16 protein-coding genes and 1 tRNA gene are annotated in these 21,012 nt (G+C 58.3%); 11 read left to right on the top strand and 6 right to left on the bottom strand.

Annotated features, from left to right (window positions below; all coding sequences use genetic code 11):
- The first annotated feature begins 178 nt into the window (after positions 1–178).
- Complete coding sequence (locus EC836_RS00495; RefSeq protein ID WP_123329068.1) at positions 179–1,162, top strand: D-cysteine desulfhydrase; 984 nt, start codon at positions 179–181, stop codon at positions 1,160–1,162.
- Positions 1,163–1,286: 124 nt separating this feature from the next.
- On the opposite strand, the gene putA is transcribed toward EC836_RS00495, so the two are convergent.
- Positions 1,287–5,234, bottom strand: a complete 3,948-nt coding sequence (gene putA / locus EC836_RS00500) for a trifunctional transcriptional regulator/proline dehydrogenase/L-glutamate gamma-semialdehyde dehydrogenase (RefSeq protein ID WP_123329070.1) — start codon at positions 5,232–5,234, stop codon at positions 1,287–1,289.
- A 443-nt stretch (positions 5,235–5,677) separates the two neighbouring features.
- Here putA and putP point away from each other — a divergent pair, with 443 nt between their 5' ends.
- The 5 genes from putP (at position 5,678) to phoH (ending at position 12,200) form a co-directional block, all read left to right on the top strand.
- Positions 5,678–7,159 (top strand): sodium/proline symporter PutP, encoded by a 1,482-nt coding sequence (putP, locus tag EC836_RS00505; protein ID WP_123329072.1) that lies wholly within the window; start codon positions 5,678–5,680, stop codon positions 7,157–7,159.
- A gap of 397 nt (positions 7,160–7,556) precedes the next feature.
- The gene (gene efeU, locus EC836_RS00510) at positions 7,557–8,390 is read left to right on the top strand and encodes an iron uptake transporter permease EfeU (RefSeq protein WP_123329074.1); all 834 of its coding nucleotides are present in this window, start codon (positions 7,557–7,559) and stop codon (positions 8,388–8,390) included.
- Positions 8,391–8,445: 55 nt separating this feature from the next.
- Entirely contained in the window at positions 8,446–9,573 is a 1,128-nt protein-coding gene (gene efeO, locus EC836_RS00515) for an iron uptake system protein EfeO (protein WP_123329076.1), read from the top strand.
- 6 nt (positions 9,574–9,579) lie between these two features.
- Positions 9,580–10,863, top strand: a complete 1,284-nt coding sequence (efeB, locus tag EC836_RS00520; RefSeq protein WP_123329078.1) for an iron uptake transporter deferrochelatase/peroxidase subunit — start codon at positions 9,580–9,582, stop codon at positions 10,861–10,863.
- A gap of 548 nt (positions 10,864–11,411) precedes the next feature.
- Positions 11,412–12,200: a phosphate starvation-inducible protein PhoH gene (gene phoH / locus EC836_RS00525; protein WP_123329080.1), complete on the top strand. Its 789-nt coding sequence runs from the start codon at positions 11,412–11,414 to the stop codon at positions 12,198–12,200.
- 47 nt (positions 12,201–12,247) lie between these two features.
- Here the strand turns inward: phoH and EC836_RS00530 are convergent, their stop codons facing one another.
- A complete protein-coding gene (locus EC836_RS00530) occupies positions 12,248–12,988 on the bottom strand; it encodes a nitroreductase family protein (RefSeq protein ID WP_123329082.1) in 741 nt (246 codons plus the stop codon).
- Between the two features lie 264 nt (positions 12,989–13,252).
- On the opposite strand from EC836_RS00530, the gene EC836_RS00535 reads away from it, so the two are divergent.
- The 3 genes from EC836_RS00535 (at position 13,253) to EC836_RS00545 (ending at position 15,617) form a co-directional block, all read left to right on the top strand.
- Positions 13,253–14,092 carry an ABC transporter substrate-binding protein gene (locus tag EC836_RS00535; RefSeq protein WP_123329084.1) on the top strand — a complete coding sequence of 280 codons (840 nt, stop codon included), beginning with the start codon at positions 13,253–13,255 and terminating at the stop codon, positions 14,090–14,092.
- A gap of 78 nt (positions 14,093–14,170) precedes the next feature.
- Positions 14,171–14,884 (top strand): amino acid ABC transporter permease, encoded by a 714-nt coding sequence (locus tag EC836_RS00540; protein WP_123329086.1) that lies wholly within the window; start codon positions 14,171–14,173, stop codon positions 14,882–14,884.
- Position 14,885: 1 nt separating this feature from the next.
- Positions 14,886–15,617 (top strand): amino acid ABC transporter permease, encoded by a 732-nt coding sequence (locus tag EC836_RS00545; protein WP_123329088.1) that lies wholly within the window; start codon positions 14,886–14,888, stop codon positions 15,615–15,617.
- A gap of 434 nt (positions 15,618–16,051) precedes the next feature.
- On the opposite strand, the gene EC836_RS00550 is transcribed toward EC836_RS00545, so the two are convergent.
- Positions 16,052–16,139, bottom strand: a tRNA-Ser gene (locus tag EC836_RS00550).
- Between the two features lie 246 nt (positions 16,140–16,385).
- Between EC836_RS00550 and phoA the strand changes: the two genes are divergently transcribed.
- The gene (gene phoA, locus EC836_RS00555) at positions 16,386–17,789 is read left to right on the top strand and encodes an alkaline phosphatase (RefSeq protein WP_123329090.1); all 1,404 of its coding nucleotides are present in this window, start codon (positions 16,386–16,388) and stop codon (positions 17,787–17,789) included.
- Positions 17,790–17,852: 63 nt separating this feature from the next.
- Positions 17,853–19,013 carry a low temperature requirement protein A gene (locus EC836_RS00560; protein WP_123329093.1) on the top strand — a complete coding sequence of 387 codons (1,161 nt, stop codon included), beginning with the start codon at positions 17,853–17,855 and terminating at the stop codon, positions 19,011–19,013.
- A gap of 23 nt (positions 19,014–19,036) precedes the next feature.
- Here EC836_RS00560 and EC836_RS00565 read toward each other — a convergent pair whose 3' ends face one another.
- Genes EC836_RS00565 through EC836_RS00575 form a run of 3 tightly spaced genes read right to left on the bottom strand, consistent with a single transcriptional unit; the run spans position 19,037 to position 21,005 of the window.
- A complete protein-coding gene (locus EC836_RS00565; protein ID WP_123329095.1) occupies positions 19,037–19,942 on the bottom strand; it encodes a fimbrial protein in 906 nt (301 codons plus the stop codon).
- A 16-nt stretch (positions 19,943–19,958) separates the two neighbouring features.
- Positions 19,959–20,462 (bottom strand): fimbrial protein, encoded by a 504-nt coding sequence (locus EC836_RS00570; protein ID WP_123329097.1) that lies wholly within the window; start codon positions 20,460–20,462, stop codon positions 19,959–19,961.
- A 12-nt stretch (positions 20,463–20,474) separates the two neighbouring features.
- The gene (locus EC836_RS00575) at positions 20,475–21,005 is read right to left on the bottom strand and encodes a fimbrial protein (protein ID WP_123329099.1); all 531 of its coding nucleotides are present in this window, start codon (positions 21,003–21,005) and stop codon (positions 20,475–20,477) included.
- Positions 21,006–21,012 lie beyond the last annotated feature (7 nt).

A 21,012-nucleotide genomic window follows, 5' to 3' on the forward strand; every position in this document is an offset into this window, starting at 1 on the left:
TTCATCAGTTCGGGATCTGATTATGGAGCAGCCGCAGCGAAAAGCGTGATCCAGGCCGTAATTATTTTTTGCACCGTTATGCGGGATGGCATTTGATATCACTAAATGAAAGATGACCGTATCGCTATCTTCTGCAACACTAAGGCATATTTCGAACGCATATCCCGTGGAGGCCGCGTTGTCCTTACATAATCTGGTTAATTTCCCCCGTGTTGAGTTGCTGGGTGCCCCAACCCCGTTGGAGCATCTGCCTCGTCTTTCAGACTATTTGGGCCGGGATATTTTTATCAAACGAGACGATGTCACGCCGGTAGCGCTGGGCGGCAATAAGCTCAGAAAGCTGGAGTTCCTTGCCGCCGATGCGCTGCGTAACGGTGCGGATGTGCTGGTTACCGCCGGTGCGATTCAGTCTAACCACGTTCGCCAGACGGCGGCGGTGGCGGCGAAGATGGGGCTGAAATGCGTGGCGCTGCTGGAAAACCCGACGGGCACCCGCGCGGAAAACTACCTGAGTAACGGTAACCGCCTGCTGCTGGAGCTGATGAATACGGAAGTGGTGCCGGTCGATGCGCTGCACGATCCCGATGCGCAGCTGGAGGAGCAGGCCACGCTGCTGGAAGCACAGGGGTTTCGTCCCTACAGCATCCCGGTAGGCGGCTCAAGTGCGCTGGGTGCGCTGGGCTACGTTGAGTGCGCACAGGAAATTGCCCATCAGAGCGAAGGCGTGGTGGATTTCGCGGCGGTGGTCGTGGCATCCGGCAGCGCCGGAACCCATGCCGGGCTGGCGGTCGGGTTGGAACAGCTGCTGCCGGATACCGAACTGGTGGGCGTCACGGTTTCGCGCAAGGTGACCGCTCAGCTGCCGAAGGTGGAATTACTGCGTCAGCAGGTAGCGCAGTCGCTGGAACTGAACAGCAGCGCGGCAATTACTCTTTGGGATGACTATTTCGCACCGCAGTACGGCGTGCCGAATGAAGAAGGGATGGAAGCGGTTAAACTCCTGGCGCGGCTGGAGGGGATCTTCCTTGACCCGGTGTATACCGGCAAGGCAATGGCGGGACTGATTGACGGCATCGCCCAGAATCGTTTCCGTCGTGAAGGGCCCATTGTCTTTGTGCACACCGGCGGCGCACCGGCGCTGTTTGCCTATCATCCGCAGTAAGCGAACTGAGGGGTAGCGCTGCCGCTGCGGGTGTAATTATGTCTTCAGCAGGCTGTGGCACCTGACATGAAAAAACCGGCGCAACCGTAAAGGCTGCGCCGGTTTTTTTTAACCAGCAGTCACATTAGCCGATGGTCATCAGACTGGCGTTACCGCCCGCCGCTGCGGTATTCACGCTCAGCGAGCGCTCGTGCAGCAGCCGTTCCAGCAGCAGGTTTGTCTCGCCGCGGGCAAAGCCCTGCACCGAGACAATCGCGCCCTCCCGCGCGGCGATGGCCTCGCAGAGCGTGCGCAACTGATCGGCATCCCCGTGATAGATCGCCGCGTCGTACTCTCCCTGTTCCAGCGGCTGTGCCGCAAGCGTAATTCGCTGCTGGACCGCCGCAGGCAGCTGCTGCCACAGCGAACGGTGCAGCTCGTCATCCTGCCACAGCGCCTGGCTGCCGACGGCGGTGACCGCCGCCAGCTGGACCAGCGTATCCTGCTCGTTGTCGGCAACACACAGTACCCGCTCGCGCGGCAGCAGGGTAAAAGTATTGCGCTCACCGGTTGGGCCAGGGAGCAGACGAACGGTGCCGCCCTGGCCCAGCTCGGCGTAGCGCGAGCACAGTGCCGCCAAATCCTGACGATCCGCCGCCCAGTCGCTCAACGCCTGATGCGCGGTCAACAGTGCCGGGCGCAGCTGCGCATCCGGCGGGCTGAGGCGATCCTGGCGGTCGAGCGTGGTTTGCAGTGCGTTATCCGGGCGCCAGGAGAGCAGGCGATAGAGATACAGCGGTCCACCGGCTTTCGGTCCGGTGCCCGACAGGCCTTCACCGCCGAACGGCTGCACGCCGACCACCGCACCAACCATATTACGGTTAACGTAGAGATTGCCGACGTGGGCCTTCTGCGTAACCTGGCCGATGGTTTCATCAATACGGGTGTGCACGCCCAGCGTCAGGCCGTAGCCGGAGGCGTTAATCTGCTCAATCACCTGCGGCAGCGTGTTGCGTGCAAAGCGCACCACGTGCAGCACCGGGCCGAAGATTTCGCGCGTCAGATCGGCCACGCTGTCCAGCTCAATCAGCGTGGGAAGCACGAAGGTGCCGCTCTGCCATTCACGGCTGTCCTGCGCCTGCTGCTGCGCGGCCTGGAACACCGTGAAGCCTTTGCTGCGCATCGCCTGAATATGCTGATCGATATTGGCTTTGGCTTCGGCATCGATCACCGGGCCGATATCGGTGGAGAAACGCTCCGGGTTGCCCATGCGGCATTCGGCCATCGCGCCGCGCAGCATGGTCAGGGTGTGATCGGCCACGTCTTCCTGCACGCAGAGCAGACGCAGCGCCGAGCAACGCTGCCCGGCGCTGTCAAAGGCGGAGGCAACGATATCGGTCACGACCTGCTCGGTTAGCGCCGAGGAATCAACGATCATCGCATTCATCCCCCCGGTTTCGGCAATCAGCGGCGTTGGACGGCCCTGCGGATCGAGGCGGCCCGCCAGCCCGCGCTGGAGCAGCGTGGCGACGGCGGTTGAGCCGGTAAACATCACGCCGCGTACCCGGGTATCCTGAGTCAGCTGTGCGCCGACGGTTTCACCGGTGCCCGGCAGCAGCTGCAGCGCACCCTGCGGCACGCCCGCCTCATGCAGAATGGCGACCGCGCGCGCGGCGATCAGCGGCGTCTGCTCGGCCGGTTTGGCCAGCACGCTGTTGCCAGCGGCCAGCGCGGCGGCAATCTGCCCGCTGAAAATCGCCAGCGGAAAGTTCCACGGGCTGATGCAAACCACCGGGCCCAGCGGGCGGTGAGTTTCATTGTCGAAGTCGTCGCGTACCTGTCCGGCGTAGTAGTGCAGGAAATCCACCGCTTCGCGCACTTCGGCAATGGCGTTGCTGAAGGTTTTCCCGGCTTCACGCACCAGAATGCCGATCAGCGTCTGCATCTGGCCTTCCATCAGAATGGCGGCGCGTTCGAGTATGGCGGCACGCTCCTGCGGCGGAGTGGCGAACCAGATCGGGCCAACGTTGACCGCGGCATCCAGCGCGGCGGAGACTTCCCCCGGCGTGGCGTGACGCACGTAGCCGACGATATCCAGCGGCTCGGCAGGGTTAACCACCGGCAGACCGTCGCCGGTTTCCAGCGGCGCGTCAATCAGCGGGGCGGCCTGCCAGCTTTCGCTGGCGCTGTTCAGCAGGGCGCTGGACAGCGACGCCAGGCGATGTTCGTTAGCCAGGTCCAGTCCGGCGGAGTTCTGCCGTTGGGTCCCGTACAGATCGCGCGGCAGCGGGATTTTCGGATGCGGCAGGCCCACGGCACCTTCGGCCTGCGCCAGTTTTTCAACCGCCTCAACCGGATCGGCAACCAGCTCATTCAGCGGCAGGCTGGCATCGGCGATGCGGTTCACAAACGAGGTGTTCGCGCCGTTTTCCAGCAGGCGACGCACCAGATAGGCCAGCAGGGTTTCATGGGTGCCAACCGGAGCATAGATCCGGCAGGGGCGGTTCAGCTTGCCGTCCGCCACTTTACCGACCACCTGTTCGTACAGCGGTTCGCCCATGCCGTGCAGGCACTGGAATTCATACTGGCCCGGATAGTAGTTGTTGCCCGCCAGCTGATAGATTGCCGCCAGCGTGTGGGCGTTATGCGTGGCGAACTGCGGGTAAATCAGATTAGGCACCGCCAGCAGCTTGCGGGCGCAGGCGATATAGGCGATATCGGTATACACCTTGCGGGTGTACACCGGATAGCCTTCCAGCCCGTCGACCTGGGCGCGTTTGATTTCGCTGTCCCAGTAAGCGCCTTTCACCAGGCGGATCATCAGGCGGCGACGGCTGCGCTGCGCGAGATCGGCCAGTGCATCGATGACCATCGGACAGCGTTTCTGATAGGCCTGAATCACAAAGCCGATGCCGTTCCAGCCTTCCAGCTCCGGTTCGAAGCACAGCTTTTCTAGCAGATCGAGCGACAGTTCCAGACGGTCGGCCTCTTCGGCATCGATATTAATACCGATGTCGTAAGAGCGGGCCAGCAGGGTGAGCGATTTCAGGACCGGGTACAGTTCGTCCATTACCCGCTCGTACTGCGCGCGGCTGTAGCGTGGGTGCAGGGCGGAAAGTTTGATCGAGATCCCCGGGCCTTCATAAATGCCGCGGCCGTTCGAGGCCTTGCCGATGGCGTGGATCGCCTGCTGGTAGGAGAGCAGGTAGGCTTTGGCATCGCGGGCGGTCAGCGCGGCTTCACCCAGCATATCGTAGGAGTAGCGGAAGCCTTTCTCTTCCAGTTTGCGGGCGTTAGCCAGCGCCTCGGCGATGGTTTCGCCGGTAACGAACTGCTCGCCCATCAGACGCATCGCCATATCCACGCCCTTGCGGATCAGCGGCTCGCCGCTTTTACCGATAATGCGGTTCAGCGAGCGGGAGAGGTTGGCTTCATTGTGGGTCGACACCAGGCGGCCGGTAAACAGCAGACCCCAGGTGGCGGCATTGACGAACATCGACGGGCTGCGGCCGAGGTGTGAATGCCAGTTACCATTGCTGATTTTGTCGCGGATCAGCGCATCGCGGGTGGGCTTGTCGGGAATACGCAGCAGCGCCTCGGCCAGGCACATCAGCGCCACGCCCTCCTGAGAGGAGAGGGAGAACTCCTGCAGCAGGTTCTGCACCATTCCGGCGCGCCCGCCTGCACTTTTTTGGTGCCGAAGTTTATCAGCCAGCTGGTGCGCCAGCTCATAGGTCGATGTTGCCAGTGCGGCAGGAAGGCGCGCCTGATCCAGCAGCATCGGCACCGCTTCGGTCTCCGGGCGGCGCCAGGCCGAGGTGATGGCGGCGCGGGAAACTGACTGCGGTAATACGCTTTCAGCAAAGTCGAGGAACGGCTGGTGAGTCTCTTCCTGCGGGCGCTCTTCTTCCTCAGCGGCAGACTGACCAGCGACCAGTTCGGGCAGGGACTGGCCCTGCTCAACTTGCTCAAGATAGTTAAAAATGGCCTGCTTAATCAGCCAGTGCGGGGTGCGGTCAATTCGCTGGGCGGCCTGCTTAATACGGTCGCGGGTGGCGTCATCCAGTTTTACGCCCATGGTGGTTGTGCCCATGCCTGAAAGCTCCTGAATCAAAGAGAATAAACAATAGCGAGCAATATCACTGATGTTGCAACTTTGTGCAACCTCGTTAAATGTGACCTTTTCCTCACTCTTTAAAATCGGTCTTTTGTTAACGCTAAAAAAAGCGGCATGGTTATTGCTGCAAGAATCCCGCCAGGTATGTATGTCGCGAAATCCCTGGGTTTTATGCGGTTGTTGCACAGGTGCAACCCGGTTAAATGTGATGCAGTGCAACCTGCTGACATTTGCTGGTTACTACCGGGTGAAATGGCTGTGTGAAGTGTGTTAAATCGATTGTGTGAAAAAGCCGATTGCGGCAGGATACCGCCCCCGGCAGGAAGCCATCCCTTGCGCCGTCGTTGTTGCTCCGTTCCGGCAGCAGGCGCGATGCAGCAATACAGGCTGCGGATTCGAATAATAAGTGGAGAACCTGAATGACTGTAAGTACACCGATGATGGTGACCTTTTGTGTTTATATTTTCGGCATGGTGCTGATCGGATTTTTTGCCTACCGTTCAACAAAAAACTTTGACGACTATATTCTGGGCGGACGCAGCCTCGGCAGCGTGGTCACCGCGCTTTCCGCCGGAGCGTCCGATATGAGCGGCTGGCTACTGATGGGCCTGCCGGGCGCGATTTTCATCTCCGGTATCTCTGAGAGCTGGATCGCCATCGGGCTGACGCTGGGAGCCTGGCTGAACTGGAAGATTGTCGCCGGACGTCTGCGCGTGCAGACCGAGCATCACGACAACGCCCTGACCCTGCCAGACTTCTTCTCCAGCCGTTTTGAAGACACCAGTAAGCTGCTGCGGGTGATCTCCGCGCTGGTTATCCTGATCTTCTTCACCATTTACTGTGCCTCGGGCATTGTTGCCGGTGCTCGCCTGTTTGAAAGCACTTTTGGCATGAGCTACGAAACCGCGCTTTGGGCCGGTGCTGCTGCCACCATTGCCTACACCTTTATTGGTGGATTCCTGGCGGTGAGCTGGACCGATACCGTGCAGGCCAGCCTGATGATTTTTGCGCTGATCCTGACGCCGGTGATCGTCATTATGGCGGTCGGCGGGCTGAGTGATTCCCTGCAGGTGATTGAAGCCAAGAGTATCGAAAACATCGATATGCTGAAGAACCTCAACTTTGTAGCGGTGATTTCGCTGCTGGGCTGGGGCCTGGGCTATTTCGGTCAGCCGCACATTCTTGCCCGCTTTATGGCGGCCGATTCCCACCGTTCAATCCGCACTGCCCGCCGCATCGGTATGGCCTGGATGATCCTGTGCCTGGCGGGTGCGGTCGCGGTCGGCTTCTTCGGTATTGCGTTCTTCCAGAATCATCCGGAGCTGGCTGCCGGGGTTAACGAAAACGGCGAACGTATCTTTATTGAGCTGGCGCGTATTCTGTTTAACCCGTGGATTGCCGGAATTCTGCTGTCGGCGATTCTGGCCGCGGTAATGTCGACCCTCAGCTGCCAGCTGCTGGTCTGCTCCAGCGCGCTGACCGAAGACCTGTATAAGAACTTCCTGCGCAAAAGCGCCAGCCAGAAAGAACTGGTGTGGGTAGGGCGCCTGATGGTGCTGCTGGTGGCGGTTGTGGCTATCGCTCTGGCCGCTAACCCGAATAACCGCGTACTGGGCCTGGTCAGCTATGCCTGGGCGGGCTTCGGTGCCGCGTTTGGACCGGTGGTACTGTTCTCTCTGATCTGGCGTCGTATGACCCGCAACGGTGCGCTGGCGGGGATGATCGTCGGTGCCGCGACCGTGCTGCTGTGGAAAGACTACGGCTATGCGGAGCTGTACGAAATCATTCCTGGCTTCCTGTTCGCCAGTATTGCCATTGTGGTCTTCAGCCTGCTGGGCAAAGCCCCGTCGGCTGCCGCCCAGAAGCGCTTTGATGCGGCCGAAGCGGAATACCGCAGCTGATAACGGCCTGAGCCGTCCCGCCAGGCAGCGGAATGGCTCTGTTCCTGCTGACAGGGTTCCCCAATAAGGGGAACCTTTTTTTGCCATAAACTCCCCGACGGTAAATATGGCCCAAAAGCCAGCGCATCGCTGCCCAATCCCGGATGCGTGTCCGTTGAGTTGTTCAACGCTGTCAGTAGCCAGATTTACCCATCACACCTTTCAGCAATCCTCTTTTCAGGTTGAACGAAACAAGTTTCCCACCGTTACATTTTCTTAAAGAATTCCCGCTCGCAAAACCGCAATATTTCACCTGAAACGCTTGTAATTCCTTGTCCGATAATGATAATCGATATCGTTTGTATTTTACTTATCTTTACCGCACTTGACCGTATTTAACACTTTTGAGGGTGTTGGCATGTTTGTACCTTTTCTGATTATGTTGCGCGAAGGGCTGGAGGCGGCGCTGATTGTCAGCCTGATTGCCAGCTACCTGAAGCGCACCCAGCGCAGTCAGTGGTTTGGCGCCATGTGGGCTGGCGTTGTTATCGCCGCTGCGCTGTGCCTTGCGCTCGGCTGGTTCATCAATGAAACCACCGGCGAATTCCCGCAGAAGCAGCAGGAGCTGTTTGAAGGGCTGGTGGCGGTCATCGCCGTGGTGATCCTCACCTGGATGGTGTTCTGGATGCGCAAAGTGTCGCGCAACGTGAAGGCCCAGTTGGAAGATGCGGTGGACAACGCGTTGCAGAAGGGCAACAGCAGCGGCTGGGCGCTGGTGATGATGGTGTTTCTCGCCGTCGCCCGTGAGGGGCTGGAGTCGGTGTTTTTCCTGCTGGCCGCCTTCCAGCAGGACGTGGGCTACGGGCCGCCGCTGGGCGCGATGCTCGGCCTGGGCACGGCGGTGGTGCTGGGTATGCTGATCTACTGGGGCGGCGTGCGCCTCAACCTGGCCAGCTTCTTTAAGTGGACCAGCCTGTTCATTATTTTTGTTGCCGCAGGCCTGGCGGCAGGAGCGATCCGCGCTTTCCACGAAGCGGGGCTGTGGAACCATTTCCAGGATGTCGCGTTCGATTTTAGCCATGTGCTCTCCACCCACAGCGTCTTTGGTACGTTGATGGAAGGCATGCTTGGCTACCAGGAAGCCCCGAGCGTCAGCGAAGTGGCGGTCTGGCTGATTTATCTGATTCCTGCGCTGCTGCTGTTTATGCTGCCGGCACGCGTATCCACCTCTGCGGCGCGCAGCACGCGCTGAAACTGACCGGGCAGGCAGCCGCCTGCCGGTTCAACTCTTTGACAGGGATTACACTATGACTACACACTTTCGCCGCCACGCACTGAATGCCGCTCTGCTGGCCGTCCTGACCTCTTCCGGGGCGGCGCTGGCTGCTGATATTCCGCAGGTTAAGGTCAGCGTTAACGACAAGCAGTGCGAACCGATGACCCTGACGGTGGATGCCGGTAAAACCCAGTTCATCATCAAGAACGACAGCCAGAAAGCGCTTGAGTGGGAGATCCTGAAAGGGGTGATGGTGGTGGAAGAGCGTGAAAATATCGCCCCATCCTTTACCCAGAAGCTGACGGCCAATCTGGAAGCCGGGGAATACGATATTACCTGCGGCCTGCTGAGCAACCCGAAAGGCAAGCTGATTGTGAAAGCCAACGGCAGCAAAGTGAACGACGGCAAGCCGGACGTGCTGCAGCTGGTTGGACCGATTGCCGAGTACAAAGTGTATGTCACCAAAGAAGTGGAGCAGCTGGTTGCCGGAACCAAAGCCTTTACCGATGCGGTGAAAGCCGGGGATCTGGAAAAAGCCAAAGCGCTGTTTGCGCCAACCCGCCAGCACTATGAGCGCATTGAACCCATCGCCGAACTGTTCTCCGATCTTGACGGTGCCATCGATGCCCGTGAGGACGACTTCGAGAAGAAAGCAGAAGATCCGCACTTCACCGGTTTCCACCGTCTGGAAAAAGTCCTATTTGCCGATAACACTACGAAAGGTATGGATAAATTTGCCGACCAGCTGTACAAAGATGTGCTGGATCTGCAAACCCGCATCAGTGAACTGGCTTTCCCTCCGGGCAAAGTGGTTGGCGGCGCGGCAGGTCTGATTGAGGAAGTCGCTTCCAGCAAAATCTCCGGTGAAGAAGATCGCTACAGCCGTACTGACCTGTGGGACTTCCAGGCGAACGTTGACGGCGCGCAGAAAATTGTGAACCTGCTGCGTCCGCTGCTGCAGAAGGCCAATCCGGAACTGCTGGCGAAAGTGGACGGTAACTTCAAAAAAGTGGATACCATTCTGGCGAAGTACCGGACCAAAGACGGCTATGAATCTTACGAAAAATTGACCGATGCTGACCGCAACGCTCTGAAAGGCCCGATTACGGCGCTGGCCGAAGACCTTTCCCTGCTGCGTGGAACGCTGGGCCTGGATTAATCAGATATGGCAAAACCCGTTGATGACGTGGCGTCAAGTTCACGTCGTCGTTTGTTGAAAGGCGTGGGCATCCTTGGCGGTGCCCTTGCCGTGACCGGCGGCTGTCCGGTCCATGCGGCCGGTGACGGGAAAGTCTCGTCACCGGGCACCGTTTCCCCTTCCGCCCGCAGCGAAAGCCAGCCGTTTTATGGCCTGCGCCAGTCCGGCATCGTCACGCCGCAGCAGGCGGCGATGATGCTGGTGTCGTTTGACGTGCTGGCCGCGGATAGAAACGATCTGGTGCGCCTCTTTAAGCTGCTGACCGACCGCATTGCGTTTCTGACCGCCGGGGGGAAGGCGCCGCTGGTGACCAACCCGCAGCTGCCGCCGATGGACTCCGGTATTCTCGGTGATGATATCTATCCCGATAACCTGACCATCACCGTGTCGGTGGGCGCGTCGCTGTTTGATGAGCGTTTCGGCCTGCAGGCGCACAAGCCGCTGAAGCTGCAGCGGATGACCCGTTTTCCCAATGATGCGCTTGATGCCAGCCTGTGCCACGGCGATCTGCTGCTGCAAATCTGCGCCAATACCAACGACACGGCAATCCACGCGCTGCGCGATATTATCAAGCACTCGCCGGATCTGCTGAGCGTGCGCTGGCGTCGTGAAGGTTTTATCTCCGATCACGCCGCGCGCAGCAAAGGCAAAGAGACGCCGATTAACCTGCTGGGCTTCAAGGACGGCACGGCCAACCCGGATACCGCCGATACGTCGCTGATGGATAACATCCTGTGGGTGAGCAAGGAGCAGGGCGAACCCGCCTGGGCGCTGAACGGCAGCTATCAGGCCGCGCGTATCATTCAGTTCCACGTGGAGTTCTGGGACCGAACGCCGCTGGGCGAGCAGCAGACCATTTTTGGCCGCGTGAAGCACAGCGGCGCGCCACTGGGGATGGAAAACGAGCACGATGTGCCGGACTACGTCAGCGATCCGGACGGGAATATCACGCCGCTGGATGCGCATATTCGCCTGGCGAACCCGCGCACGGCGGAAACGCAAAGTAATTTGATGCTGCGACGGGGTTACAGCTATTCGCTCGGCGTGTCTAAATCCGGCCAGCTGGAAATGGGGCTGCTGTTTGTCTGCTATCAGCACGATTTAGAAAAAGGCTTCCTGACCGTACAAAAGCGTTTGGACGGCGAAGCGCTGGAGGAGTATATCAAGCCGATCGGCGGGGGATATTTCTTTGTGCTTCCGGGCGTGGTGGATGCCCAACACTATCTTGCTCAGGGCCTGCTTGAGGCCTGATAAATAATAGCGGGTGCCGTGCGCCCGCTATTCCGTTTTAAGTAGTCCGCCGTTCTCTGCTGCATTTTCCTGTCTTCTGGTTGATTAAAAAACGCACCATATAATTTAATTATGACAGTAATGTTAAATAAGTAATTAATTTAACATTATGTATTTTATGGGATTTATTTCTGACAAATAATAACAGTAAAAAATATGTTGCAATTTCTCACCAATATGCTGGAATGAAATTGCAGTAACTTTTCGCATTAAGTATCCCACTATGGAGATAGCGAATGCCCAAGTCCTTTAACGGACCCGTAAACAGAAAGTCGACCATCGCCGTCACACGCGAGGACATCATTTCCTCTACAGCATTCTCTTCTTTAACAATTTATCGCTCCATCAACCCTGTTAATTGCTTTCCGGTGCACTCTGCGCCCCGGCGCGGCTTTGCATCTGTTGCAACGGCCAGACACGGCTTAAAAGGAAGCCAAAACCTCTAAAGCGTTCACGTAATCGCATCGCCATCCTGATGCGGGAAATGAAACCAACTGTAAGGTGCCACTATGGGAAGACAGAAAGCAGTGATCAAAGCTCGTCGTGAAGCAAAACGTGTGCTTCGTAGCGACTCGCGCAGCCACCGTCAGCGTGAAGAAGAATCGGTCACCTCGCTGGTGCAAATGGGTGGACTGGATGCAATTGGCATGGCGCGTGATACCCGTGACCATTCTCCGATTGCCGCCAGAAATGAAGCTCAGGCGCACTATCTCAACGCCATAGAAACCAAACAACTGATCTTTGCTACCGGTGAAGCCGGGTGTGGTAAAACCTGGATTAGTGCCGCGAAAGCGGCGGAGGCTCTGATTCATAAGGACGTGGAAAGGATCATCGTGACCCGACCGGTGTTACAGGCGGATGAGGATCTGGGATTCCTACCCGGGGATATCTCAGAAAAATTCGCCCCGTATTTCCGCCCGGTCTATGACGTTCTGGTTAAACGTCTCGGCTCTTCCTTTATGCAGTACTGTCTGCGTCCCGAAATCGGTAAAGTAGAGATTGCTCCCTTTGCCTATATGCGTGGCCGTACCTTTGAAAATGCCGTGGTGATCCTCGATGAGGCGCAAAACGTCACCGCCGCACAGATGAAAATGTTCCTGACCCGCCTTGGGGAAAACGTCACCGTGATCGTCAACGGCGATATTACCCAGTGCGACCTGCCTGCCCACGTCAAGTCCGGCCTCAGCGATGCCATGGCGCGCTTTGAGGAAGATGAGATGATTGGGGTAGTGCGGTTTACCGCCGAAGACTGCGTACGTTCTCAGCTGTGCCAGCGTACGCTGTTAGCCTACGGTTAATTTGATTCAAACGCGAAAAGCCCGGCTTCGGCCGGGCTTTTTTTTGCTTATTTGTCGATGCCAAAGCCCTGGCGCAGAATAGCGGGTTGCACGGCAGGGAAATAGATATGCTGGTAGTAGCTGGCGGTGTTATTACCCCAGTTATCGCCGTCGGTGCGGCCGGTCTGCTGCCAGTGTTTCACCATTGTCTGGTTGTAGCTACGGATGGTTTCAGGCAGCACATCCTGTCGGTAATGTTCTTCATGACGGAAGCCCGCCATCGGCATACGCGGTTTCTGCGGGGCCTGCTCATCGACATACCCCAGAACCACGCCCGCCACCGGGAAGGTCAGTTCCGGCAGCTGCAGCAGCTCAATCAGCGCCGTTGGATCGCGGCGAATCCCGCCAATTGGCACCACGCCCAGGCCGTGGGAACGGGCGGCGGTCATTACCGCTTCCAGTGCGATACCCACGTCGGTGGCACCGGCAACAAGGCTTTCCAGGCTCTGGTGGGCGATCTGTTCTTTGCCTTCGGCGGCAATCGCCAGCTGGCTTTTATGCATATCCAACACGAAGGTGATAAACACCGGTGCCTGGGCGATCCATTTCTGTCCACCGGCCAGTTCGGCAATGCGCGCACGTGCGGCGGGATCGCGTGTCACCACCACGGATACCTGCTGGGAGTTAACCGAGGTCGGGGCCAGCCACGCGCATTCGATAATGTCATCAAGAATGCGGTCGTCGATGGGCTTCGTCAGGTAGCTACGATCGCTGCGGTGGCTTTTTAAAATCTGTGTTGTGCTGTTCATCAATAATCAACCTGGGTAATGAATAAAAACGCGAAGATAACTGACGCTCGGGTGCACAGGTAGCCAGTTTGTGCCTGGGATCACATTTTTATCCTTGTCGTCTTCGGATGGAATGCCATCGGCTCGGCATCATGATGGGCATAATATGTCCAGACATTACAAATAGATAAAAAACATAAATATAGTCCTTTATATTATTTCCTGAGCCGAGTGGCCCTTGTTAGCTTATCTGCGTGCAGGACTTCAACCATTCAGGAGCTTTCAATGAAACATCGCGCTTTGGTCTTAACGTTGCTCGCCAGTCTGACCGGCCTTGCTGCCGGTGCCGCCCAGGCCGACAAGCTTGATGATATCAAGCAGGCCGGCGTGGTGCGCATTGCCGTGTTCGACAGCAACCCGCCGTTCGGCTACATCGATCCGCAAAGCAAAAAGCTGGTGGGCTATGATGTGGATTTCGCCGATGCCATCGGCAAGGCGCTGGGCGTGAAAGTGGAGCTCCGCGCGACCAACCCGGCTAACCGTATTCCGCTGCTGGTTTCGAAGAAGGTGGATCTGATCGCCGCTAACTTCACCATCACCGACGAGCGCGCCAAAGAGGTGAATTTCAGCGTGCCGTACTTCGCCACCGGTCAGAAATTTATCGCCCGTAAAGGCGTGCTGAAAACCCCGGACGACATCAAAACCCTGCGCATCGGCGCGGACAAAGGCACGGTGCAGGAGATTACCCTGCGTGAGCGCTATCCGACCGCCAAAGTGATCTCCTACGATGACACCCCGCTGGCCTTTGTGGCGCTGCGCAACCGCAACGTGCAGGCGATTACTCAGGATGATGCCAAACTGGTCGGTCTGCTCGGCAACCTGCCGGCGGCGCAGAAGGCGGAGTTTGAAATTTCACCGTTCAGCCTGACCAAAGAGTACCAGGGCGTTGGCATTCCGAAGGGTGAAGATCGCCTGACCGATGCGGTGAACGATACGCTGATCAAGCTGGAAAAAGACGGCGAGGCGGTGAAGATTTATGACCGCTGGTTTGGGCCGCAAACCAACGCCGCACAGCCGCGCGGTGAGTTCAAAATCGGGCCGCTGGACCAGCAGCCGAAAGCCTGACGCACGGTTCGCAGGTAACGGATAAGAGGGGCGCAGCTTGCTGCGCCCCTGATGCATTTTATAAAACAAGGACAGATCATGAACCTGGACTGGCTGATGGCACCCGAGTACCTCAACTGGCTGTGGCACGGTTTTTTGCTGACCCTGTGGCTCTCCGCCTGCGCGGGCGTGGCCGCCACGCTGCTGGGTTTTGTGCTGGCCGCCATGCGCGACAGCAGCCTCATTCCGCTGCGCTGGCTGGCAACGGGCTATAGCGCGCTTTTTCGCAATACTCCGCTACTGGTGCAGCTGTTCTTCTGGTACTTTGCCGCCGGGCAGATCCTGCCGGGGGCGGCGATGGACTGGCTCAACACCCCCCATCAGGCAGGTCCGTTTAGCTGGCCTTCGTTTGAGTTTCTTGCCGGTTTCTTCGGCCTGACCGTTTATTCCTCCGCCTTTATCGCCGAAGAGATCCGTTCCGGAATTCGCGGCGTCGCGACCGGGCAGAAGGCTGCCGCGCTGGCGATGGGGCTGACCGGCTGGCAGGCGATGCGCTTTGTGGTACTGCCGCAGGCGCTGAAAATTGCGCTGCCGCCGCTGCTGGGCCAGTACATGAATGTGATCAAGAACTCTTCGCTGACCATGGCGATTGGCGTGGCCGAGCTGTCCTATGCCTCCCGCCAGGTGGAAACCGAAACCCTGCGTACTTTCCAGGCGTTCGGCGTGGCGACGGTTCTTTATATCGCCATTATCGCCGTGCTGGAAGGCTGGGGCATGTGGCGACAGCAGCGTAAACCGCTGGAGGGGCACTGAGATGGATTTCACCATTATCCACGATAATCTGGGCTATATGCTGTGGGGCACCTGGCCGGACGGGCCGCTGGGCGGTGCGGCGCTGACCCTGGCGATTAGCCTGATGGCCGGTGTGGCGTCAGCGGTGCTGGGTACGGTGCTCGGCGTGGCGCTGGCGATGTCGCGCGGCGTGGCCGCCGGGTTGCTGGCGGCGGTGCTGGGCTTCTTCCGCGCGATCCCGGTGATTATGCTGATCTTCTGGACCTACTTCCTGCTGCCGATGGTGTTCGGCGTTGAGATCCCGGAAATCACCACGGTGGTGTGCGCGCTGGCGCTGATCGCCTCGGCCTATCTGGCGCATGCGGTGAAAGCGGGTATCGCGGCGATCCCGGCCGGGCAGTGGCAGGCAGGCCTTTCTCTGGGATTGACCCGCTGGCAGACGCTGCTGACGATCGTCCTGCCGCAGGCGCTACGGATGATGGTGCCGTCCTTTATTAACCAGTGGATCTCGCTGATTAAAGATACGTCGCTGGCCTATATCGTTGGCGTTGGCGAACTGACTTTTCTGGCGACCCAGGTGAACAACCGCAGCATGGTTTATCCGATGGAGGTTTTCCTGTTTGTTGCGCTGGTTTACTTTGTCTTTTGCCTGTCGCTGGATATTCTGGCCAATGCGGCGAATCATCGCTTCAGCGCGCAGGGCCGGGTGCAGAAGCGTCCCTGGTTCGGGTGGAACAGGCAAAAAAAAGCCTGAACTTTCGCTCAGGCTTCAATTTAAATACGCAAAAAAAAGCCTGAACTTTCGCTCAGGCTTTCTCTTTAAATATGGTGGTGAGAGAGGGGGATCACGAGGCACTTCCCTGTGCCTCGCCCTTCGGGTAGCCTGCGGCTGTGCAAAACGTCAATCCTGCCGTTTTGTCGAACCCTGTCGAGGCTTCTCACCCCTCTCTCCGGGAATTATGCATAAAAAAAAGCCTGAACTTTCGCTCAGGCTTTCTCTTTAAATATGGTGGTGAGAGAGGGGGATCACGAGGCACTTCCCTGTGCCTCGCCCTTCGGGCAGCCTGCGGCTGTGCAAAACGTCAATCCTGCCGTTTTGTCGAACCCTGTCGAGGCTTCTCACCCCTCTCTCCGGGAATTATGCATAAAAAAAAGCCTGAACTTTCGCTCAGGCTTTCTCTTTAAATATGGTGGTGAGAGAGGGGTTCGAACCCTCGATACGTTGCCGTATACACACTTTCCAGGCGTGCTCCTTCAGCCACTCGGACACCTCACCATATTGTCATTCTCATCACCCGCAGGGGGTAACGGGGCGCTACTATAGGCAGTCAGCTGTGACCGGTCAAGCAGTATTTTTCCCTTTGCTTCCGTTCGGTTAACTCCTGAGCAGCTGGGGAGCGAATGACGCTAAGCAGTGCCTTTGTCATTTTACCGTCATCTGACGGACACAAAACTGACATTTTTGTATCGCAGACTGACTCCCTGAAATCTTTAGCAAAACTTATTCATGGAGATCGTAACAATGAAACAGAAAGCCTTTGCCCTCTCGCTGCTGACCGCGCTGGTCTGCACCACCGCGACGGCGGACCTGGCCACATGGAATCGTGCCGCGCAGGGCGATATCACCGAACCGGGCGGCGCGCGTCGCCTGACCGGCGATCAGACCGAGGCGATTAAAGCCTCGTTAACCAATAAAACCGCTAAAAACGTAATTTTGCTGATCGGTGATGGCATGGGTGATTCTGAAATTACCGCCGCGCGTAACTATGCCGAAGGCGCGGGCGGTTTCTTTAAGGGTATCGATGCGCTGCCGTTAACCGGCCAGTACACCCACTACGCGCTGGATAAAAAGAGCCACAAGCCGGACTACGTGACCGACTCTGCGGCATCCGCTACCGCCTGGGCAACCGGCGTCAAATCCTATAACGGCGCGATTGGCGTGGATGTGAACGGCAAGGATCATCCATCGCTGCTTGAGCTGGCAAAAGCGGCGGGCAAGGCCACCGGTAACGTCTCCACCGCCGAGCTGGAAGATGCCACCCCGGCGGCGCAGATTGCTCACGTCACCTCACGTAAGTGCTACGGCCCGGAAAAAACCAGCGAACTGTGCCAGAGCAATGCGCTGGAGAAGGGCGGTAAGGGGTCGATCGCCGAGCAGTTGCTGAACGCCCGTGCCGACGTCACCCTTGGCGGCGGCGGTAAAACCTTCGGTGAATCGGCGAAGGCCGGTGAATGGCAGGGCAAAACTCTGCTGGAGCAGGCTAAACTGCGCGGCTATCAGCTGGTCAACGATCTTGACGGCATGAATGCGCTGACCGTGGCCGACGACAGCAAGCCGGTGCTGGGCCTGTTCGCCGACGGCAATATGCCGGTGCGCTGGAAGGGGCCTAAGGCGACTTACCACGGCAACCTCGATGGCAAGCCGATCACCTGTGAAGTGAATGCCGAGCGCCCGGCTTCTACGCCAACGCTGGCGCAGATGACCGAGAAAGCCATTCAGCTGCTGGAAGACAAGCCGCAGGGCTTCTTCCTGCAGGTCGAAGGTGCATCGATCGATAAACAGGATCACGCGGCGAACCCGTGCGGCCAGATTGGTGAAACCGTTGACCTGGACGAAGCCGTGCAGAAAGCGCTGGAGTTCGCGGCAAAAGACGGCAATACGCTGGTGATTGTTACCGCTGACCATGCCCACTCCAGCCAGATTATCGCCAACGACAGTAAGGCACCGGGCCTGACCCAGACGCTGAATACCCGTGAAGGCGGGCTGATGACCATCAGCTACGGCAACTCAGAAGAGGATTCTCAGGGCCACACCGGTACTCAGCTGCGTATTGCCGCCTACGGCCCGCATGCGGCAAACGTGGTTGGCCTGACCGATCAGACCGATCTGTTCTACACCATGAAAGCGGCGCTGGCTATTAAGTAAATATTCACCTGTAACGGGAGCTTCGCTACTATTTAAGCGACGCTCCCTTTCAGGAATCCTCCTATGCCGCAAAGCCTGCTACGCACCCGTGATGGTCACGGTGCGACGGTCACCTTTTCCGAACTGCTGTTTGATCTGATCTACGTCTTTGCCGTTACCCAACTCTCGCACTATCTCCTTCATCACCTGACGCTGGTCGGCGCGCTGGAAACCCTGCTGCTGTGGTTCGCCGTCTGGCTGGGCTGGCAGTACACCACCTGGGTCACCAACTGGTTCGATCCGGAAACCCGCCCGATCCGACTGCTGTTGTTCGTGCTGATGCTGCTCGGCCTGTTTGCTTCCTCGGCGATGCCGCAGGCGTTTGGCGAGCGCGGCTGGATGTTCGCCCTGTGCTATGTGGCGCTCCAGGTGGGGCGCAGCGCGGTCACGCTGTGGCTGCTGCCGAAGGGGCATCTGCTGCTGCGTAATTTTCAGCGCATTCTGGGCTGGATGTGCATCTCCGCCGTGTTCTGGATCCTCGGCTGCTTCTTTGAGGGAACAGAACGGATGGTGCTGTGGGCGATTGGCGTCTGCTGCATTTATTTTTCGCCGATGCTGGGCTTCCCGCTGCCCGGGCTGGGGCGCTCGGACAGCAGCCGTGAATGGACCATAGACGGCCATCACCTGGCGGAGCGCTGCCAGCTGTTTGTGATTGTGGCGCTGGGGGAAACTATTTTGATCACCGGGGCCACGCTGAGCGAGCTGGAAGCATGGAGCATGCCGATTGTTATTGCTTCGCTGGTGGCGTTTGTCGGCAGTCTGGCGATGTGGTGGGTGTACTTCGATACCAGCAGCAAGGCGGGCAGCCACGCGATCCAGCAGGCCGAAAACCCCGGGCAGATGGGCGCGCGCTTTCACTATGTTCACGTGGTGCTGGTGGGGGCGATTATCGTCTGCGCGGTGGCCAACGAGCTGGTGATCGTGCATCCCGATGGTCATATCACCTCTGCCGATGCGGCGGTGCTGCTGCTGGGCCCGGCGGCCTACCTGCTGGCGAACGCCATTTATAAGTTTCTGGTGTACCGGCAGTTCCCGCTGTCGCATATCGGCGGCCTGGCCGCGCTTGGCGTGCTGATCCCGATATCGTTTGCGACCGATCGCTTAATGGTCAATGGACTGACTACGGTGGTGATGGTCGTGGTGGCCGGTTGGGAGAGTGTCTCGCGCCGCCGCACGGTAGTTTAGCTGGCGCGATTTAACGGTGAGCGTCACTGATAAGTGAAGGTGACGCCAATAATCGACTGCACGTTGCCCGCCGTCAGCTCGCCGCTGGTGCGGGCATAGTTGGCGGTTAACCCCAGATTGGCCGACGCGGGGCCAACGGTGCCCATCGAAACCGCCTGGTTAGCCGGGACAATGGTGCCATTGCGAGTCATCTGTACGCCAATTCCCTGTGCCGGCAGGGTAGAGGCGCTGTTGGTGAAAATAGAGTTCCCAGCATCTTCCGTGGTGCCCGAAAGGTAATAACTAATCTGCTGGTTTTGCACGCATCTGACGGTCAGCGGAACGGCGGCAGACGCGGGATAATTCGGCAGCGAGACGGTGACATTACGCGAGGACACATCGCAGCCGCCTGTGGGTACCACAACGTCATTATTGGCGTAGATATTCCAGACAAACTGGAAGGAGTCGCTGTCCCGGTTATTGGTCTGATGCAGGATCAACACGGCAATTAACGATCCGGATTTGATCGCGACGCCACCGGCGGTGGTGACCGGCGTCAGGTACAGGACGGCTGGCCAGGGTTTGTCGGTTTTTGAGGTATAGCTCACCGGTGCCGTTTCGGCGGTGGTGGGGAACGGATAGCTGTAGCCGTTGTAGCGCACAGTACCGGAAAAGCTCGACAATACGCCGCCGTAAGCCGAACCGCGCTGCAGGGTCACATAGTCGACCATCGTTTCCGGGTAATCGTTATGGCAAAAAATCTGCGTCGACAGGTCGACCACAAGGTTTTGCCCTACGCTGACCGCCGGGGCGAGGTTTACATAGACGTTGGCACTGCCGCCACCGATCGGAATTGTCACACCCGACGCGGTTCTGCAGGCAAACGCCAGCACGTTGGCAGACCAGCTCATTAGCAGCAGCGCGGTCAGCAGGGTAACGATTTTTTTCATTGTTGTTTCTCCTGATTCAGGCGTAGGTATAGGTGACGTTAATCACCGCCTGGATAGTGCCCTGGGTGGCACCGCCGTTGACCGTCCGCGCCCTGACTTTCAAGGGGAAGAGGGCAGACTGCGTCGTCCCGTCCACCTGCACGGATTTCTTCGTGCCGGTGTTCAGGAGGGTGCCTGCATCATCCTGCAGCTCAAGCTGGATATTTCCGGCCGTGCCCTGATTTTTGTAATAGCCGGTGGCATCGGACGTGCCGCTAAAACTGGCCGTCACGCGTGAGGTACCGGCAGGGCAGTTGCTGAGATTCAGCGTGGCGTCGTGCCAGGCCGATGCCGCACCGGCTGAGGCCAGACTGAAGGTATAGAGATCGCCCAGATCAACGGCGGCATTTTTAGTGGTGACCACGCAGGGCAACGCCACGACTTTGCCGTTAACGGTGATCGTCACATCGACAGCCTGTAATGTGGGGGAGGCAACTGACAGCATCAGCGCCAGCAGACATCCGTTCCGGGTCAATTTCATGTCAGTTTCCCCCTACAGAAATTCAAGAGTAAATGTTGCGGTGGCGTTCACGTGCCCGGCGGTAACCGGAATGCGGGTGGTCATCAGCCGGGCATAAAAATTCAGGGTGTTGGCCTGGCCCGGGGTCAGTGTGGTCCATGGGATGCTGGATGAGTCAGCATTGAGCGGCAGCATGGTCTGCTGGGCGTTAAGGATCTGAATCCCCATTCCTGCGGCCGTGGCGGCACCGCCATCAAGCTTCAACAGGGCGGTATTGTCGTTATCCGCCACGCCGGTAAAACCGACTTTAACCGCCGTTACCGAACTGCCACAGGGTGACAGCAGGATACGAAACGGCACCGGCGGCGTGGTCGCCCCGACCGCATGGAACTGCCGCGATGCGTTGTTCATCAGGTCGACGGTAAAGTCTTTTGATTCCCCCGCCACGGTGCAGGCGTTATCACGGACGTAGCCGCTGATGGTGATGCTGCTGTCTGCCGCCGCGGCCCCGTAAGAGGCCAGTAGCATCACGGTACTCAGCAGATAAAGTGATTTTTTCATCATGGCTTCC

Origin of the sequence: Erwinia sp. JUb26 (assembly GCF_003751505.1) — a bacterium.
Taxonomy (GTDB): domain Bacteria; phylum Pseudomonadota; class Gammaproteobacteria; order Enterobacterales; family Enterobacteriaceae; genus Erwinia.